Source organism: Microbulbifer sp. ABM4_008, from assembly GCF_056311705.1.
This window is the reverse complement of the sequence record NZ_CM149970.1, coordinates 4,350,501-4,366,173: the sequence shown is the minus strand read 5'-3', so window position 1 is coordinate 4,366,173 and position 15,673 is coordinate 4,350,501. Positions and strand designations below refer to the sequence as shown.

General features: G+C 53.9%; 29 protein-coding genes. 28 read left to right on the top strand and 1 reads right to left on the bottom strand.

The window, feature by feature from the left end:
- Positions 1–12: 12 nt before the first annotated feature.
- Entirely contained in the window at positions 13–1,206 is a 1,194-nt protein-coding gene (gene tuf, locus ACYX4J_RS19020) for an elongation factor Tu (RefSeq protein ID WP_108731642.1), read from the top strand.
- Between the two features lie 190 nt (positions 1,207–1,396).
- Here the strand turns inward: tuf and ACYX4J_RS19015 are convergent, their stop codons facing one another.
- A complete protein-coding gene (locus ACYX4J_RS19015) occupies positions 1,397–1,873 on the bottom strand; it encodes an aminoacyl-tRNA deacylase (protein WP_282934399.1) in 477 nt (158 codons plus the stop codon).
- Between the two features lie 174 nt (positions 1,874–2,047).
- Between ACYX4J_RS19015 and rpsJ the strand changes: the two genes are divergently transcribed.
- The 27 genes from rpsJ (at position 2,048) to ACYX4J_RS18880 (ending at position 15,648) form a co-directional block, all read left to right on the top strand.
- A complete protein-coding gene (gene rpsJ, locus ACYX4J_RS19010) occupies positions 2,048–2,359 on the top strand; it encodes a 30S ribosomal protein S10 (RefSeq protein ID WP_010133849.1) in 312 nt (103 codons plus the stop codon).
- Positions 2,360–2,469: 110 nt separating this feature from the next.
- Complete coding sequence (gene rplC / locus ACYX4J_RS19005) at positions 2,470–3,105, top strand: 50S ribosomal protein L3 (RefSeq protein ID WP_108731654.1); 636 nt, start codon at positions 2,470–2,472, stop codon at positions 3,103–3,105.
- A gap of 18 nt (positions 3,106–3,123) precedes the next feature.
- A complete protein-coding gene (gene rplD / locus ACYX4J_RS19000; RefSeq protein WP_020411385.1) occupies positions 3,124–3,738 on the top strand; it encodes a 50S ribosomal protein L4 in 615 nt (204 codons plus the stop codon).
- The gene (gene rplW, locus ACYX4J_RS18995; RefSeq protein ID WP_282934398.1) at positions 3,735–4,031 is read left to right on the top strand and encodes a 50S ribosomal protein L23; all 297 of its coding nucleotides are present in this window, start codon (positions 3,735–3,737) and stop codon (positions 4,029–4,031) included. The genes rplD and rplW overlap by 4 nt, the downstream gene beginning before the upstream one ends.
- 14 nt (positions 4,032–4,045) lie before the next feature.
- Positions 4,046–4,870 carry a 50S ribosomal protein L2 gene (gene rplB, locus ACYX4J_RS18990; RefSeq protein WP_108731657.1) on the top strand — a complete coding sequence of 275 codons (825 nt, stop codon included), beginning with the start codon at positions 4,046–4,048 and terminating at the stop codon, positions 4,868–4,870.
- Positions 4,871–4,907: 37 nt separating this feature from the next.
- Entirely contained in the window at positions 4,908–5,186 is a 279-nt protein-coding gene (gene rpsS / locus ACYX4J_RS18985; protein ID WP_069946924.1) for a 30S ribosomal protein S19, read from the top strand.
- A 15-nt stretch (positions 5,187–5,201) separates the two neighbouring features.
- Positions 5,202–5,534, top strand: coding sequence for a 50S ribosomal protein L22 (rplV, locus tag ACYX4J_RS18980; protein ID WP_282934397.1), 333 nt, complete (start codon positions 5,202–5,204; stop codon positions 5,532–5,534).
- Between the two features lie 19 nt (positions 5,535–5,553).
- The gene (rpsC, locus tag ACYX4J_RS18975; protein ID WP_282934396.1) at positions 5,554–6,234 is read left to right on the top strand and encodes a 30S ribosomal protein S3; all 681 of its coding nucleotides are present in this window, start codon (positions 5,554–5,556) and stop codon (positions 6,232–6,234) included.
- A gap of 11 nt (positions 6,235–6,245) precedes the next feature.
- Positions 6,246–6,659 (top strand): 50S ribosomal protein L16, encoded by a 414-nt coding sequence (gene rplP, locus ACYX4J_RS18970; protein ID WP_282934395.1) that lies wholly within the window; start codon positions 6,246–6,248, stop codon positions 6,657–6,659.
- Complete coding sequence (rpmC, locus tag ACYX4J_RS18965) at positions 6,659–6,850, top strand: 50S ribosomal protein L29 (RefSeq protein ID WP_020411392.1); 192 nt, start codon at positions 6,659–6,661, stop codon at positions 6,848–6,850. Before rplP ends, rpmC begins: the two co-directional genes overlap by 1 nt.
- A gap of 2 nt (positions 6,851–6,852) precedes the next feature.
- Complete coding sequence (rpsQ, locus tag ACYX4J_RS18960) at positions 6,853–7,116, top strand: 30S ribosomal protein S17 (protein ID WP_108731660.1); 264 nt, start codon at positions 6,853–6,855, stop codon at positions 7,114–7,116.
- A gap of 46 nt (positions 7,117–7,162) precedes the next feature.
- Positions 7,163–7,531, top strand: coding sequence for a 50S ribosomal protein L14 (gene rplN / locus ACYX4J_RS18955; protein WP_067151032.1), 369 nt, complete (start codon positions 7,163–7,165; stop codon positions 7,529–7,531).
- Between the two features lie 20 nt (positions 7,532–7,551).
- A complete protein-coding gene (rplX, locus tag ACYX4J_RS18950) occupies positions 7,552–7,863 on the top strand; it encodes a 50S ribosomal protein L24 (protein ID WP_108731661.1) in 312 nt (103 codons plus the stop codon).
- Between the two features lie 31 nt (positions 7,864–7,894).
- Entirely contained in the window at positions 7,895–8,434 is a 540-nt protein-coding gene (rplE, locus tag ACYX4J_RS18945; RefSeq protein WP_020411396.1) for a 50S ribosomal protein L5, read from the top strand.
- Between the two features lie 9 nt (positions 8,435–8,443).
- A complete protein-coding gene (gene rpsN, locus ACYX4J_RS18940) occupies positions 8,444–8,749 on the top strand; it encodes a 30S ribosomal protein S14 (protein ID WP_020411397.1) in 306 nt (101 codons plus the stop codon).
- Positions 8,750–8,789: 40 nt separating this feature from the next.
- Complete coding sequence (rpsH, locus tag ACYX4J_RS18935; protein WP_282934394.1) at positions 8,790–9,182, top strand: 30S ribosomal protein S8; 393 nt, start codon at positions 8,790–8,792, stop codon at positions 9,180–9,182.
- A gap of 12 nt (positions 9,183–9,194) precedes the next feature.
- On the top strand, positions 9,195–9,728 hold the full coding sequence (gene rplF / locus ACYX4J_RS18930) for a 50S ribosomal protein L6 (protein ID WP_282934393.1): 534 nt from the start codon (positions 9,195–9,197) through the stop codon (positions 9,726–9,728).
- 13 nt (positions 9,729–9,741) lie between these two features.
- The gene (rplR, locus tag ACYX4J_RS18925; RefSeq protein ID WP_282934392.1) at positions 9,742–10,092 is read left to right on the top strand and encodes a 50S ribosomal protein L18; all 351 of its coding nucleotides are present in this window, start codon (positions 9,742–9,744) and stop codon (positions 10,090–10,092) included.
- A gap of 10 nt (positions 10,093–10,102) precedes the next feature.
- On the top strand, positions 10,103–10,609 hold the full coding sequence (rpsE, locus tag ACYX4J_RS18920; protein WP_282934391.1) for a 30S ribosomal protein S5: 507 nt from the start codon (positions 10,103–10,105) through the stop codon (positions 10,607–10,609).
- 38 nt (positions 10,610–10,647) lie between these two features.
- The gene (gene rpmD, locus ACYX4J_RS18915) at positions 10,648–10,833 is read left to right on the top strand and encodes a 50S ribosomal protein L30 (protein WP_020411402.1); all 186 of its coding nucleotides are present in this window, start codon (positions 10,648–10,650) and stop codon (positions 10,831–10,833) included.
- A gap of 1 nt (position 10,834) precedes the next feature.
- On the top strand, positions 10,835–11,269 hold the full coding sequence (gene rplO, locus ACYX4J_RS18910) for a 50S ribosomal protein L15 (RefSeq protein ID WP_282934390.1): 435 nt from the start codon (positions 10,835–10,837) through the stop codon (positions 11,267–11,269).
- Between the two features lie 11 nt (positions 11,270–11,280).
- Complete coding sequence (gene secY / locus ACYX4J_RS18905; protein ID WP_282934389.1) at positions 11,281–12,627, top strand: preprotein translocase subunit SecY; 1,347 nt, start codon at positions 11,281–11,283, stop codon at positions 12,625–12,627.
- Positions 12,628–12,668: 41 nt separating this feature from the next.
- Positions 12,669–12,785: a 50S ribosomal protein L36 gene (gene rpmJ, locus ACYX4J_RS18900; protein WP_010133825.1), complete on the top strand. Its 117-nt coding sequence runs from the start codon at positions 12,669–12,671 to the stop codon at positions 12,783–12,785.
- 344 nt (positions 12,786–13,129) lie between these two features.
- On the top strand, positions 13,130–13,486 hold the full coding sequence (gene rpsM / locus ACYX4J_RS18895) for a 30S ribosomal protein S13 (protein WP_282934388.1): 357 nt from the start codon (positions 13,130–13,132) through the stop codon (positions 13,484–13,486).
- An 87-nt stretch (positions 13,487–13,573) separates the two neighbouring features.
- Positions 13,574–13,963 carry a 30S ribosomal protein S11 gene (gene rpsK, locus ACYX4J_RS18890; RefSeq protein ID WP_020411406.1) on the top strand — a complete coding sequence of 130 codons (390 nt, stop codon included), beginning with the start codon at positions 13,574–13,576 and terminating at the stop codon, positions 13,961–13,963.
- Positions 13,964–13,978: 15 nt separating this feature from the next.
- Positions 13,979–14,599 (top strand): 30S ribosomal protein S4, encoded by a 621-nt coding sequence (gene rpsD / locus ACYX4J_RS18885; protein WP_108731669.1) that lies wholly within the window; start codon positions 13,979–13,981, stop codon positions 14,597–14,599.
- Between the two features lie 44 nt (positions 14,600–14,643).
- Positions 14,644–15,648, top strand: a complete 1,005-nt coding sequence (locus ACYX4J_RS18880; protein WP_282934387.1) for a DNA-directed RNA polymerase subunit alpha — start codon at positions 14,644–14,646, stop codon at positions 15,646–15,648.
- The last annotated feature ends 25 nt before the right edge of the window (positions 15,649–15,673 follow it).

Genomic DNA, 15,673 nt, shown 5'->3' with positions numbered 1-15,673 from the left:
GGACATCTAAAGATGGCAAAAGAAAAGTTTGAACGTTCCAAGCCCCACGTGAACGTGGGCACCATCGGTCACGTTGACCACGGTAAAACCACCCTGACCGCTGCTCTGACCCGCGTATGTGCGGAAGTTTGGGGCGGTGACGCTGTTGCTTTCGACGGTATCGACAATGCACCGGAAGAGCGTGAGCGCGGTATCACCATCGCTACTTCTCACGTTGAGTACGAGTCCCCGACTCGCCACTACGCTCACGTAGATTGCCCGGGACACGCCGACTACGTTAAGAACATGATCACCGGTGCTGCTCAGATGGACGGCGCTATCCTGGTATGTTCCGCAGCTGACGGCCCCATGCCGCAGACTCGTGAGCACATCCTGCTTTCCCGTCAGGTAGGTGTACCTTACATCGTTGTATTCCTGAACAAAGCGGACATGGTAGACGACGAAGAGCTGCTCGAGCTGGTAGAAATGGAAGTTCGCGAACTTCTGGATCAGTACGAGTTCCCAGGTGACGACACTCCGATCATCGTTGGTTCCGCTCTGATGGCCCTGAACGGCGAAGACGACAACGAAATGGGTACTACCGCTGTTAAGAAGCTGGTAGAGACTCTGGACGAGTACATCCCTGAGCCAGAGCGCGCTGTAGATCAGCCGTTCCTGATGCCGATCGAAGACGTATTCTCTATCTCTGGCCGTGGTACTGTTGTAACTGGTCGTGTAGAGCGCGGTGTGATCAACACTGGCGACGAGATCGAAATCGTTGGTATCAAAGAAACCACCACTACTACCTGTACTGGTGTTGAAATGTTCCGCAAGCTGCTCGACGAAGGTCGTGCTGGTGAGAACATCGGCGCACTGCTGCGCGGCACCAAGCGTGACGAAGTAGAGCGTGGTCAGGTACTGGCTAAGCCGGGCTCCATCACTCCGCACACCAAGTTCGAAGCGGAAGTGTATGTACTGTCCAAGGACGAAGGTGGTCGTCACACCCCGTTCTTCAAAGGCTACCGTCCTCAGTTCTACTTCCGTACTACCGACGTAACTGGTGCGGTAGAGCTGCCGGAAGGTACTGAAATGGTAATGCCGGGCGACAACATTCAAATGGTTGTTACCCTGATCGCTCCGATCGCCATGGAAGACGGCCTGCGCTTCGCTATCCGCGAAGGTGGTCGTACCGTAGGTGCGGGCGTTGTTGCCAAGATCATCGAGTAATAGTTACTCCTGATCTAACTAAAAAGCCGCAGCGGACGCGCTGCGGCTTTTTTTGTGCCCGATAATTGCCTACTTGCACCAGCTGGTGTTGTTTGGTGCTGCGAGCATCACCCCTCTCTGTTAGGGGCTCAATATTGAATCCTTTCCGGCATATCTGCGGCCGCTAATATTTGCTTTTAATCTAGCGAGCTTATGGCCAATCCCGGCTTAAATCGCAGCTTCTGCTGCCCGCAAACAGCTTGGTGAATTGAGGGCCGCTCATCTCAACCAGTTCTTCGTGGTCACCGGCCTCAAAGTAAATGGTTTCACGGTGTCCAAGACTGGTGTCTAGCAGGGTGGTAATGCCGTAAGCCTGGCCTAGGGCGGGCAGGGCGCCCAGTTCACAGTCTGGGAATATGGCGCCGAGTTCGGTTTCCGAGACCATTTGCAGTGAGTTTCGCCCGGTCTCATTGTGAAGCGAGCGCATATCGAGGCTGCTGCTGGCTGGGATCACAGCCATTACATAACCCTCTATATCCTGAAGCAAAATCGCTTTTGCCACCTGATCCTCACGCACATGGGCGGCGCGGGCGCTTTCCCGGCTGGTGCGGGTGTGTGGATGCTGAATCAGATGATAATCGACCGATTGGTCATTTAAATATTGACTCAGTGTTGCGGCGATAGTCATTGTGGATACCTCGTTCCGCTTGGGGTACTCAATTGTAGTTTCAGCAGATTGAAATTTGATCAGCCTGTACAGTTGACAGCCTGCTGCGCTCCCCGTAGAATTCGCGCTCCTTTTCGCCCGCCCTCGGGGCTGCGTAAGAGGACGTTCTTTAGTTAATAATTGGAGTTTGATTCCATGCAGGGTCAACGTATCCGTATTCGCCTGAAGGCCTTCGATCACAAGCTGATCGACGCGTCCACTCAGGAGATCGTAGAGACGGCTAAGCGCACTGGCGCACAAGTTCGCGGTCCTATCCCGCTGCCGACTCGCAAAGAGAAGTACACCGTACTGATTTCCCCGCACGTTAATAAAGACGCTCGCGATCAGTATGAGATCCGTACTCACAAGCGTTTGCTGGACATCGTTGAGCCTACCGAGAAAACCGTCGACGCGCTGATGAAGCTCGATCTGGCGGCCGGTGTTGAGGTCCAAATTAGTCTCGGCTAACACTTTTACTAACTACCGAATCCCGGGCGAAAACGGTCCGGGTAGTGTAACGCTCTGAAATTGGGCGGCCGCAGTGGGTTAAAGCCCCGTGCACTGAGAGGTTAAAAAAGATGACTATAGGTATTGTCGGCCGCAAGAGCGGCATGACTCGCATCTTCACTGAAGATGGCGTATCCATTCCGGTAACCGTTGTTGAGGTTGCTCCGAATCGCGTCACCCAAGTGAAAACTCAGGAAACTGACGGTTACAGCGCTGTTCAAGTAGCAGTAGGCAGCCGCAAAGCTTCCCGTGTCTCCAAGCCCGCAGCGGGCCACTTCGCCAAAGCCAATGTAGAGGCTGGCACAAATCTTTTCGAACTGCGCACTGACGGTTCCGAAGAGACTTTCGAAATCGGTTCTGAAATTACTGTTTCCAGCTTCGAAGCTGGCCAGATGATCGACGTAACCGGCACTTCCAAAGGTAAAGGCTTCCAGGGCGGCGTTAAGCGTTGGAATTTCCGCACCCAGGACGCAACCCACGGTAACTCCCTGTCTCACCGCGCACCCGGTTCTATCGGTCAATGTCAGACTCCTGGCCGCGTATGGAAAGGCAAGAAGATGGCCGGACATATGGGTGCTGAGCGCGTAACCGTGCAAAACCTGGAAGTGGTTCGTGTCGATGCCGAACGCAACCTGCTGTTGGTTAAAGGCGCTGTACCCGGTGCACCCGGTGGCAACGTTATCGTTCGTCCGGCAGTTAAAGCCTAAGTCTGAGGGGAAATAGATATGGAACTGAATATCGCTACTCCCGAAGGCGCTAAAGGCACAGTAGCTGTCTCTGAAGTGACTTTCGGACGTGAGTTCAACCAAGATCTGGTACACCAGGCAGTTGTGGCCTACATGGCCGGCGCTCGCCAGGGTACCAAGGCGCAGAAAAATCGTTCCGATGTTTCTGGTGGTGGTAAGAAGCCATGGCGCCAAAAAGGTACTGGCCGCGCACGTGCCGGTACTATCCGCAGCCCGCTGTGGCGTTCCGGTGGCGTAACTTTCGCCGCTGATCCGCGCGATCACAGCGTTAAGCTGAACAAAAAAATGTACCGCGCTGCACTGCGTTGCATTCTGTCTGAGCTGGCTCGTCAGGAGCGCCTGGTAGTGGTTGAGTCCTTTGATGTGGACGCACCCAAGACCAAGCAGCTGGTAAGCAAACTGGCTCAGTTTGACCTGTCCGATGCGCTGATCGTGACTGAAGAGGTTAGTGAAAACCTCTACCTGGCCGCACGCAACTTGCACAAGATCGACGTCCGCGATGTACAGGCGATCGATCCAGTAAGCCTGATTCGCTTTGATAAGGTCGTGGTTACCGTTTCTGCGCTCAAGAAAATTGAAGAGGTGCTGGGATGAACCAAGAGCGACTCTACAAAGTACTGCTGGGCCCGGTAATTTCCGAAAAAGCTGCTGGACTGGCGGATAGCGCCAATCAGGTAGTTTTCAAGGTTACCACCGACGCCGAAAAAGCTGAGATCAAGGCTGCGGTTGAGAAGCTGTTTAACGTTTCCGTTGAGCAGGTTCGCACCGTGAACGTAAAGGGCAAAACCAAGCGCACTCGCAATGGCATGGGCCAGCGCAGCGACTGGAAAAAAGCCTACGTTCGCCTGGCTGAGGGCAGCGACATTAATTTTGAAGCTGCTGAGTAAAGGGGACCGTTACAATGGCAATTGTAAAAACAAAACCGACCTCCGCCGGCCGTCGTCACCTGGTTAAGGTTGTTAACACCGACCTGCACAAGGGTGCTCCTTACGCTCCTCTGTTGGAGAGCAAGAGCAAAAGTGGTGGCCGTAACAACAATGGTCGTATCACTACCCGTCACATCGGTGGTGGCCACAAGCAGCACTACCGTGTAATCGACTTCAAGCGCAACAAAGACGGTATTCCGGCTAAAGTTGAGCGTCTGGAGTACGATCCCAACCGCAGCGCACACATCGCTCTGGTGTGTTACGCCGACGGTGAGCGTCGTTACATTATCGCACCGAAAGGCCTGAAAGCAGGTGCCACCATTCAGTCCGGCGATGCCGCACCGATTGTTGTGGGTAACACTCTGCCTCTGCGCAACGTTCCGGTAGGTTCTGTAATCCACGCGATCGAGCTGAAGCCAGGCAAAGGCGCTCAGCTGGCCCGTTCTGCTGGTGCCTCTGTGCAGCTGGTAGCTCGTGAAGGTCAGTATGCGACCATTCGTCTGCGTTCCGGCGAAATGCGCAAGGTTCTCGCTGAGTGCCGCGCAACCCTGGGTGAAGTGAGCAATTCCGAGCACAGCCTGCGCAAGCTGGGTAAAGCTGGTGCTGCACGCTGGCGTGGTGTTCGTCCTACCGTTCGCGGTGTGGCGATGAACCCGGTAGATCACCCGCACGGTGGTGGTGAAGGCCGTACCTCTGGTGGTCGTCATCCGGTTACTCCGTGGGGCGTTCCGACCAAGGGTAAGAAAACGCGCAAGAACAAGCGCACCGATAAGATGATAGTACGTCGTCGCGGCAAGTAAGCCGCGCGATGTCTGAGCAGCTAGAGAGGAATCGACAGTGCCACGCTCATTAAAGAAAGGTCCCTTTATTGATCTGCATTTGATCAAGAAGGTGGAGGCAGCGATTGCAGCAAACGATCGCCGGCCGATTAAAACCTGGTCCCGCCGTTCCATGATTATGCCGGAAATGGTTGGACTGACGATTGCCGTGCACAACGGTCGTCAACACGTGCCCGTTTTGGTTAACGAAGAAATGGTTGGCCATAAACTGGGCGAGTTCGCTGCTACCCGCACTTACCGCGGTCATGCTGCGGACAAGAAAGCGAAGAAGCGCTAAGCCGAGGTTATAAAGATGGAAGTAGCAGCAAAATTACGCGGCGCACGTCTATCGGCGCAAAAGGCGCGACTGGTAGCTGATCAGGTTCGCGGCAAAGGCGTTGAAGAGGCCCTGGATATACTGGCTTTCAGTACTAAAAAGGGTGCGGCGATCATTAAGAAAGTACTGGAGTCGGCCATTGCCAACGCTGAGCACAACGAAGGTGCTGACGTTGACGAGCTGAAGGTTTCCACAATTTTTGTGGACGAAGGTATGACCATGAAGCGCATTAAGCCGCGTGCTAAAGGTCGTGCTGATCGCATTCTTAAGCGTACTTGTCACATCACTGTGAAAGTGGCCGAGAAATAAGAGAGCAGGCGAGAAAACCATGGGACAAAAAGTACATCCTACCGGCATTCGTCTGGGTATCGTTAAAAAGCATACCTCTGTTTGGTATGCCGGCAGCGACGAGTACGCAGACAAGCTGTACACGGATCTGAAAGTTCGCGAATACATTCGCAAAAAACTGGCCCACGCTTCTGTGAGCCGTATCGAGATCGAACGTCCGGCAAACACTGCACGTGTGAAGATTCACACTGCACGTCCGGGCATCGTGATCGGTAAAAAAGGTGAAGACGTAGAACGTCTGCGCAAAGAAGTAAGCGCGCAGATGGGCGTACCTGTGCACATCGACATCGAAGAAGTGCGCAAGCCTGATATGGACGCGGCTCTGGTTGGCCAGAACGTTGCCCAGCAGCTGGAACGCCGTGTTATGTTCCGTCGCGCTATGAAGCGTGCCGTACAGAACGCTATGCGTCAGGGTGCCGAAGGTATCAAGATTCAAGTAAGTGGCCGTCTTGGCGGTGCAGAAATCGCGCGTACCGAATGGTATCGCGAAGGCCGTGTGCCCCTGCACACCCTGCGCGCCAACATTGACTACGCCAATGTTGAAGCGAAGACTACTTACGGCATCATCGGTATCAAGGTGTGGATCTTTAAAGGCGAGGTAATCGGTGACGAAGTGCCCGATGAGAAGCCGGTAAAGAGCCGCAAAAAAGCTGCTAAATAAGGGGTACGCAAATGCTGCAACCAAAGCGTACAAAATTCCGCAAGGTACAGAAGGGTCGCAACCGCGGTCTTGCTCAGCGCGGCTCTAAAGTGAGCTTTGGCGAGTTTGGCCTTAAGGCTACCGGTCGTGGTCGCATTACTGCGCGCCAGATCGAAGCGGCTCGTCGCGCAATGACTCGTCACATTAAACGTGGCGGTAAAATCTGGATTCGTGTGTTTCCAGACAAGCCAATTACCAATAAGCCCCTCGAAGTTCGAATGGGTAAAGGTAAAGGTGGCGTTGAATACTGGGTAGCTCAGATCCAGCCGGGCAAGGTCCTCTATGAGATGGAGGGTGTGTCCGAGGAGCTGGCTCGTGAGGCTTTCGCACTAGCTGCGGCCAAGCTGCCTGTAAAAACAACTTTCGTTAAGCGTTCGGTGATGTAATGAAGACTGCAGATCTACGCGAAAAGTCAGTTGAAGAGCTGAACCAGGAACTGCTGAACCAGCTCGAAGCTCAATTTAAGCTTCGTATGCAAAAATCCACCGGTCAACTGGCTCAGACTCATCTGCTGAAGCAGACTCGTCGCGACATTGCTCGCATAAAGACTGTGTTGACCGAGAAGGCAGGTAATTAATCATGGCTGAAGCAAAACTGAAGCGTACTCTGACCGGCAAGGTTGTGAGTGACAAGATGGATAAAACCATCACCGTTTTGATCGAGCGCCGTGTTAAGCACCCGATCTACGGCAAAATTGTAAACAAGTCCACAAAGCTCAAGGCACATGATGAGAACAATGATTGCAGCATCGGTGATGTTGTAACCATCGAAGAATCTCGTCCTCTGTCCAAGAGCAAATCTTGGGCTTTGCAGAAAATTGTAGAGCGTGCGGCGAAGGTATAACCCCTAGCGCATTGACTGCCGAATTGAAAGGTTTCGGAGAGAGACAATGATTCAAGCGGAATCCTACTTAGAAGTAGCTGACAACAGTGGGGCTCGCCGCGTCATGTGCATCAAGGTGCTGGGCGGCTCCCATCGTCGTTATGCCGGCGTGGGCGACATTATCAAGGTAACCGTTAAGGAAGCCATCCCCCGCGGTAAAGTGAAGAAAGGTCAGGTAATGAACGCCGTTGTGGTTCGCACCAAAAAAGGTGTGCGTCGCGCGGACGGTTCCCTGATTAAATTTGACGATAACGCAGCGGTGCTGCTGAACCAGCAACTGGCGCCGGTTGGCACCCGTATTTTTGGTCCGGTAACTCGCGAATTGCGCGGTGAGAAGTTCATGAAGATCATCTCCCTCGCTCCCGAAGTTATCTAGGCCTCGAGCGGAGAAGAGTTATGCGCAAGATCAAGCGTGACGACGAAGTGATCGTTATCGCCGGTCGTGACAAGGGCAAGCGTGGTTCAGTACGTAAAGTACTGAACGACGGTCGCCTGATTGTCTCCGGCATACAGATGATCAAAAAGCACCAAAAGCCAAACCCACAGATGGGTATTGCAGGTGGCATCGTTGAGAAAGAAGCTGCTATCCAAGCTTCCAACGTAGCCATCTTCAACCCTAACACCCAGAAGGCTGACCGGGTGGGCTTTAAAGTACTGGAAGACGGCACTAAGATTCGCGTCTTCAAATCCAGCGGCGAAGCCATCTAAGGCTCTTGACGCAAAAGCAGGTTGGTAGATCATGGCAAAGCTTAAAGAGCTCTACACTAAGGACCTCGTGGCCAAGCTAAAAGAAGAGCTTGGTCTCGAGAATGTGATGGCAGTGCCGCGCATCACCAAGATCACCATCAACATGGGTGTTGGTGAAGCGATTGGTGATAAGAAGGTGCTGGAGCACGCTGTCAACGATATGACAGCAATTACTGGTCAAAAGCCCATCGTTACTAAAGCGCGCAAGTCTATTGCGGGCTTTAAGATTCGTGACGGTTGGCCGATCGGCTGCAAGGTAACTCTGCGCGGTGAGCGCATGTATGAGTTCCTGGAGCGTTTGGTTGACATCGCGATTCCGCGTATCCGCGACTTCCGTGGCATTAGCCCGAAGCAGTTCGACGGCCGCGGTAACTTCTCTATGGGCGTGACTGAGCAAATCATCTTCCCGGAAATTGACTACGACAAAGTAGACAAGCTCCGCGGTCTGGATATTTGTATTACCACTACAGCTGCAAACGACGATCAAGGTCGTGCGCTGCTGAAAGCGTTCAACTTCCCTTTCAAGGGTTAAGAGGATTCCATGGCGAAGAAATCCATGATTGCGCGCGAAAACAAGCGCGCTCGAACCGCAGCTAAGTACGCCGAGAAGCGTCAAGAGCTGAAGGCGATCATCGCCAGTTCCACTGCTTCCGAAGAGGAGCAGTGGGAGGCTCAACTCAAGCTGCAGAAAATGCCGCGCGATGCAAGCCCGGTACGTCAGCAACGCCGCTGTCGTATTACTGGTCGCCCCCACGCTGTATACCGCAAGTTCGGCCTGTGCCGTAACAAGCTTCGTGAAGCTGCGATGCGTGGTGATGTTCCTGGCCTCGTGAAGTCCAGCTGGTAATTACCAGCTGGTTTAAGGCAGATTTGAGGAGTCTCATAAGATGAGTATGCAAGATCCGTTGGCAGATATGCTGACTCGCATCCGCAACGCCCTGGCGCGCGGAAAGGCGGAAGTCACCCTGCCATCATCCAAACTGAAAGTAGCAGTGGCCAAAGTCCTGAAAGACGAAGGTTACGTTACTGATTTAAACGTAAGCGAAGGCGCTAAGCCGGAACTGACCATTGCTCTGAAATACTTCCAGGGCAAGCCGGTTATTGCCGAGCTCAATCGCGTTTCCCGTCCGGGCCTGCGCGCTTACACTGGTAAAAAAGCTCTGCCTACCGTACGTGGTGGCCTGGGTGTCGCGATCGTTTCCACCTCTAATGGTGTGATGACTGACCGCGCTGCACGTCAGGCTGGTATCGGTGGCGAAGTGCTTTGCACCGTATTCTAAGCGGGGGTTGCAATGTCTCGAGTAGCAAATAGTCCGGTAGTTATCCCCGCAGGTGTAACCGTAGACCTGAAAGGTCAAAATATCGCTGTTAAAGGCGGTAGCGGTAACCTGGATATGGTTATTCACGGTGATGTAGAAGTGAGCGAGGCTGAAAGCCAGCTGACTTTTGCCGCGCGCAATAACTCCAAGCAGGCCAGAGCCTTGGCGGGTACCACCCGTGCTTTGGTCAATAACATGGTGATAGGCGTAAGCAAGGGCTTCGAGAAGAAGCTGCAGTTGCTGGGTGTTGGTTATCGTGCGAAAGCAGCCGGTAAAGCGGTTAACCTGACCCTGGGCTTCTCCCATCCGATCGATTATCAGTTGCCGGAAGGTGTGACTGCGGAAACTCCATCCCAGACTGAAATCGTACTGAAGAGCAGCAATAAACAGCTGCTGGGCCAAGTGGCCGCTGAGATCCGCTCGTTCCGTCCGCCGGAGCCCTACAAAGGTAAGGGTGTCCGTTATGCCGACGAGCGCGTGTATCGCAAAGAGGCCAAGAAGAAGTAAGTAGGGCATAGATATGAACGTTAAGAAAGCATCTCGCTTGCGTCGTGCACGTCGTGCCCGCGCCAAGATCCGTGAGCTGGGCGCCGTTCGCCTCACCGTGAACCGCACCCCGCGCCACATTTACGCACAGATCCTGTCTGCCGAAGGCAGCGCGGTATTGGCTTCCGCCTCTACCCTGGACAAGGACCTGCGCTCTGGTAAAACTGGCAACGCTGACGCTGCTGCCGCAGTTGGCAAACTGATCGCTGAGCGCGCGAAAGCCGCTGGCGTTGAACAAGTTGCCTTCGATCGTAGCGGCTTCAGATACCATGGCCGTGTTAAGGCTCTGGCTGACGCTGCCCGCGAAGCCGGTCTGAAATTCTAAGGGTTGAGTTATGGCTAGAGAGAAAGACAAAAGCAACGACGAAGGCCTGCAGGAGAAGCTGGTCCAGGTCAACCGCGTTGCCAAGACTGTTAAAGGTGGTCGTATCTTCGCCTTTACCGCACTGACCGTAGTTGGTGATGGCAATGGCCGTGTTGGCTTTGGTCGTGGCAAGGCACGTGAAGTGCCTGTAGCGATTCAAAAGGCGATGGAATCTGCACGCCGCAACATGATCCAGGTAGACCTGAATGGTGACACCATCCAGTACGCTACCAATGGTCGCCACGGCGGTTCCAAGATTTACATGCAGCCCGCTTCCCAGGGTACCGGTGTAATTGCCGGCGGTGCTATGCGCTCCGTTCTGGAAATGGCTGGTGTACACAACGTATTGGCTAAGTGTTACGGCTCCACCAACCCGGTGAACGTAGTACGTGCAACTTTCAAAGCTCTGGAGCAAATGCAGAGCCCGGAAGATGTAGCTGCCAAGCGCGGTAAATCTGTCGAAGAGATTCTGGGCTAATTACAGCTCGGATTTAAGGTTATTGGTGGGTTAAGACCATGGCTAAGAAGACCATAAAAGTGACCCAGACCAAAAGCATCAACGGACGCCTGAAAAGTCATCAGGCGTGCGTTGCGGGTCTGGGCCTGCGCCGCATCGGCCACACAGTGGAAGTGGAGGATACTCCCTCCGTGCGCGGTATGATCAACAAAGTAAACTACCTGGTTAAGGTTGAGGGGGAATAACATGCGTTTGAACGACTTGTCTCCAGCACCCGGCCACAAGCACAGCGCCAAGCGCGTTGGTCGCGGTATTGGTAGCGGAATTGGTAAGACCGGTGGCCGCGGCCACAAAGGTCAGAAAGCGCGTTCCGGCGGCAGTGTTCGTCCGGGCTTCGAAGGCGGTCAGATGCCTTTGCAGAAGCGTCTTCCTAAGTACGGTTTCACCGCTCGTGTTTCTCGCTTTACCGCAGAAGTACGTCTGGCTGAGCTGGCGAAGGTAGAAAATGACGTAATCGATTTGGCAGCGCTTAAGAATGCCGATATTATCGGCAGCCATATTAAACGCGCCAAAGTGTTCCTCTCAGGTGAGCTGACCAAAGCTGTTACCGTTAAGGGTCTGGGAGTTACCAAAGGTGCAAAGGCAGCGATTGAAGCTGCTGGCGGTAAAATAGAAGACTAATCGAGGCGCCAATGGCACGACCAGGATCCGGTGGAAATCCCCTGGGCAACAGCAAGGGATTGGGCGAGCTTTGGGCTCGCCTTCGTTTTCTGTTTCTAGCGATTCTTGTTTATCGACTGGGGACACATATTCCGGTGCCCGGCATTGATCCGGAAAAGCTGTCAAACCTGTTTAACCAGAACCAGGGAACCATCCTTGGCCTGTTTAACATGTTTTCAGGCGGCGCCCTGGAAAGGATGAGTATTCTGGCGCTGGGCATCATGCCCTACATCTCCGCGTCCATCATCATGCAGTTGATGAGCGCGGTGACTCCCTCTCTGGAAGCGTTGAAGAAGGAAGGGGAGGCCGGAAGACGTAAGATCAACCAGTACACCCGCTATCTGACGGTAATACTGGCCCTGATTCAGGGGATCGGTATGACTTTCGGCCTGGCAGGGCAGAACCTGGCTTACTCATCTGAGCCCGCGTTTGGTTTTTACTTTGTGGCGGTAACGTCACTGGTGACTGGTGCTGTATTTATGATGTGGCTCGGTGAGCAGATCACTGAGCGCGGTGTTGGCAACGGCATTTCCATGCTGATTTTTGCTGGTATCGTCGCCGGTTTACCCGGTGCCATCGGCCAGGCATTTGAACAGGCGAGACAGGGTGAGCTGCACATACTCATGCTGTTGATGATTGGCGTCATCGCTCTTGCTGTAGTGTTCTTTGTGGTTGTTATGGAACGCGGCCAGCGCCGCATTACGATCAACCACGCCAGGCGCCAAGCGGGACGTTACTCTGCAGCTCCAGCTGCACAGGCGAGCCACTTGCCGCTGAAGGTAAACATGGCCGGTGTAATTCCGGTAATCTTTGCCAGCAGTATCCTGTTGTTCCCGGCCACACTGGCACAGTGGTTTGGTCAGGGCGGGGAAGGTCTCGGTGCAGAGATCCTGCAGTGGATGGCGTTGCAGCTTGGACCAGGGCAACCGCTGAACATTATTCTGTTCGCACTGTTGATTGGTTTCTTCTGTTTCTTCTACACGGCGTTGATGTTCAACCCGAATGAAGTTGCGGATAACCTGAAAAAGTCCGGTGCTTATGTGCCAGGTATTCGCCCTGGAGAGCAGACGGCCCGCTATATCGATAGCGTGCTGACTCGCCTCACTCTGGTGGGTGCTGTATACATCGCACTGGTATCCCTGCTGCCGCAGTTCCTGGTGGTTGGGTTTAACGTTCCCTTCTATCTGGGGGGTACCTCACTGCTGATCGTTGTAGTCGTAGTGATGGACTTTATGGCACAGGTACAGTCGCATCTGCTGTCGCACCAGTACGAGGGTTTGATGAAAAAATCTAACCTGCAAAGCTACGGTCGTCGCTAGGGCGTCGCCTGCTCGCAGTTTGATTGAATTGAGGTAAGGTCATGAAAGTACGCGCTTCTGTAAAAAAGATCTGCCGTAACTGCAAAATCGTGCGTCGCAAGGGTGTTCTGCGGGTAATCTGCAGCGCTGAGCCACGTCACAAGCAGCGTCAAGGCTAAGAAGGGGCCAGCCCCTTGCGGAGAGCGCCCTCAGGGCGCCTCTGTAAAAGCTGGAAAAATTCGCTACTCGATACAGCCCCGTATCGAATGGCAACACCCCGGGAAGTTTTTTGGGGTGGGAAGTTAGCAACAGCAAACTTTCAACTGGGGGCGTTGACTGTCGTCTTCATCCGCTTCGGGGGACCGATGCGGACGTTGGCTATTGCAAATTAGTGTCTGAAAAGCTATTCTTGCGCGCCTTTTTGGTGGCGCCGCCGGTTTTTTAGTCGCTGTCAGCGCCGAAATCAAAGTAGAGTCACATACTTAATATAAAGCAGTGACTCCAATACGTGGAGTACGCCTCTATGGCACGTATTGCTGGTGTCAATGTACCAGACCACAAGCACGCCGTAATCTCCCTGACCCACATTTATGGGGTTGGTCGCACTACGGCTAAGTCTATTTTGGCAGCGGTTGGTATCGCTGAATCCACCAAAATCCGCGAACTGTCTGAAGAGCAGATCGAAACCATCCGTGGTGAAGTTGCAAAACTGACCGTGGAAGGCGACCTGCGCCGTGAAATATCCATGAACATCAAGCGTTTGATGGACCTGGGTTGTTATCGCGGTCTGCGTCACCGTCGCAGCTTGCCGCTGCGTGGTCAGCGCACCAAGACCAATGCTCGCACCCGTAAGGGTCCGCGCAAGCCGATTCGCAAGTAAGCCTTAACTAAGGCGCGAAATCGCGGTTCAAGATGCCCCGTCCGGCTAATCGCCTAGGGGATTTGATACAGGATTTAGGATACTGGTATGGCTAAGCCAAAAACTACTGTTCGCAAAAAGGTCAAAAAGACCGTTGTCGACGGTATTGCCCACATCCACGCATCGTTCAACAACACGATCGTGACGATCACTGATCGCCAGGGTAATACCCTCAGCTGGGCCACCGCAGGTGGATCTGGCTTCCGTGGCTCGCGTAAGAGCACCCCGTTTGCAGCCCAGGTTGCCGCTGAGCGCGCAGGTACTGCAGCTCAGGAATACGGCCTGAAAAACCTCGACGTAGAAGTTAAGGGCCCTGGCCCCGGTCGCGAATCTGCCGTTCGTGCACTGAACAACTGCGGCTACAAGATCACCAACATCACCGACGTGACGCCTATCCCGCATAACGGATGTCGTCCACCTAAAAAGCGTCGCGTGTAAGAGGGGGCTGACAAAATGGCACGTTATATTGGACCAAAATGTAAACTGTCCCGTCGTGAAGGGACTGACCTGCAGCTGAAGAGTGGTGTTCGTCCGCACGACTCCAAGTGTCGCGCAGAATCCAAACCCGGTCAGCACGGCGCTGGTCGCGGTCGTCTGTCCGACTACGGTATTCAGCTGCGTGAAAAGCAAAAAGTTCGTCGTATCTACGGCGTACTGGAAAAGCAGTTCCGTAACTACTATAAGGAAGCAGCACGTCTGAAGGGCGCTACAGGTGAAAACCTGCTGCAACTTCTCGAGCAGCGTCTGGACAACGTGGTTTACCGCATGGGCTTCGGCTCAACTCGCTCTGAAGCGCGTCAGCTGGTTTCCCACAAAGCGATTCTTGTAAACGGCACTACCGTTAACATCCCTTCTTTCCAGGTTAAAGAAGGCGACGTTATCGCTGTACGTGAGAAAGCCAAGAAGCAGCTGCGTATCCAGAATTCCGTTTCCCTCGCTGCCCAGCGTGGCGATGTCGAGTGGGTAGACGTAAACGCGAGCAAACTGGAAGGCACTTTCAAGCGCACTCCGGATCGTGTCGATCTGCCGGCAGAGATCAACGAAAACCTTATCGTGGAACTGTACTCCAAGTAACAATAAGTCCACTTTAAGGAATGCAACTGTAAACAGGTATGGCTATGCAGACTGCTGTCAACGAGTTTTTGACACCGCGTCGTATTGACGTCACCGAGTACAATCCGAATCACGCCAAAGTGATTTTGGAGCCCCTGGAGCGTGGCTTTGGCCACACTCTTGGCAATGCGCTGCGTCGCATCCTGCTGTCCTCCATGCCGGGCTGCGCCGTCACCGAGGTGGAAATCGAAGGTGTCGAGCACGAGTACAGCGCGATCGAAGGTGTGCAGGAAGATGTAATTGAAATCCTGCTCAACCTGAAAGAAATCGCCGTTGTTATGCACGGTAAGGATCAGGCGGTATTGAGCCTGAGCAAAAAGGGCCCAGGTGCGGTGACTGCCGGAGATATCCAGGTAGATCACGACATCGAGATCGTTAATCCTGAGCACGTGATCGCCAATATTACTGGTGATGTCGAGCTCAACCTGCGTCTCACTGTAGCGCGCGGCCGTGGCTACCAGCCCGCCGATGCTCGTCGTGGCGAGGAAGAGGAAAGCCGTGCAATTGGCCGTCTGCAGCTGGATGCTTCATACAGCCCAGTGCGTCGCGTTTCCTACAGCGTGGAAAGCGCGCGTGTAGAGCAGCGCACTGACCTGGATAAGCTGGTTCTGGATCTGGAGACCAACGGTACCCTGGACCCGGAAGAGGCTATTCGTCGCGCCGCCACTATTCTGCAGCAACAGCTCGCAGTATTTGTGGACCTGGAAGGCGAGAAGGATGCACAGCCGAAGGCTGAAGAGCCTGAAGTTGATCCGGTACTACTGCGCCCGGTAGACGACCTGGAGTTGACTGTACGTTCGGCGAACTGTCTGAAGGCAGAGAACATTTACTACATCGGTGATCTGATTCAGCGCACTGAAGTAGAACTGCTGAAGACGCCGAATCTTGGTAAGAAGTCTCTGACTGAAATCAAGGACGTACTGGCTTCCCGTGGTTTGTCCCTGGGTATGCGCCTGGAAAACTGGCCGCCGGCCAGCCTGAAAGGCGACAGCAAGTTAAGCCCCCTGTAAGCATTTGGTAGTCGCGACGGTGTCG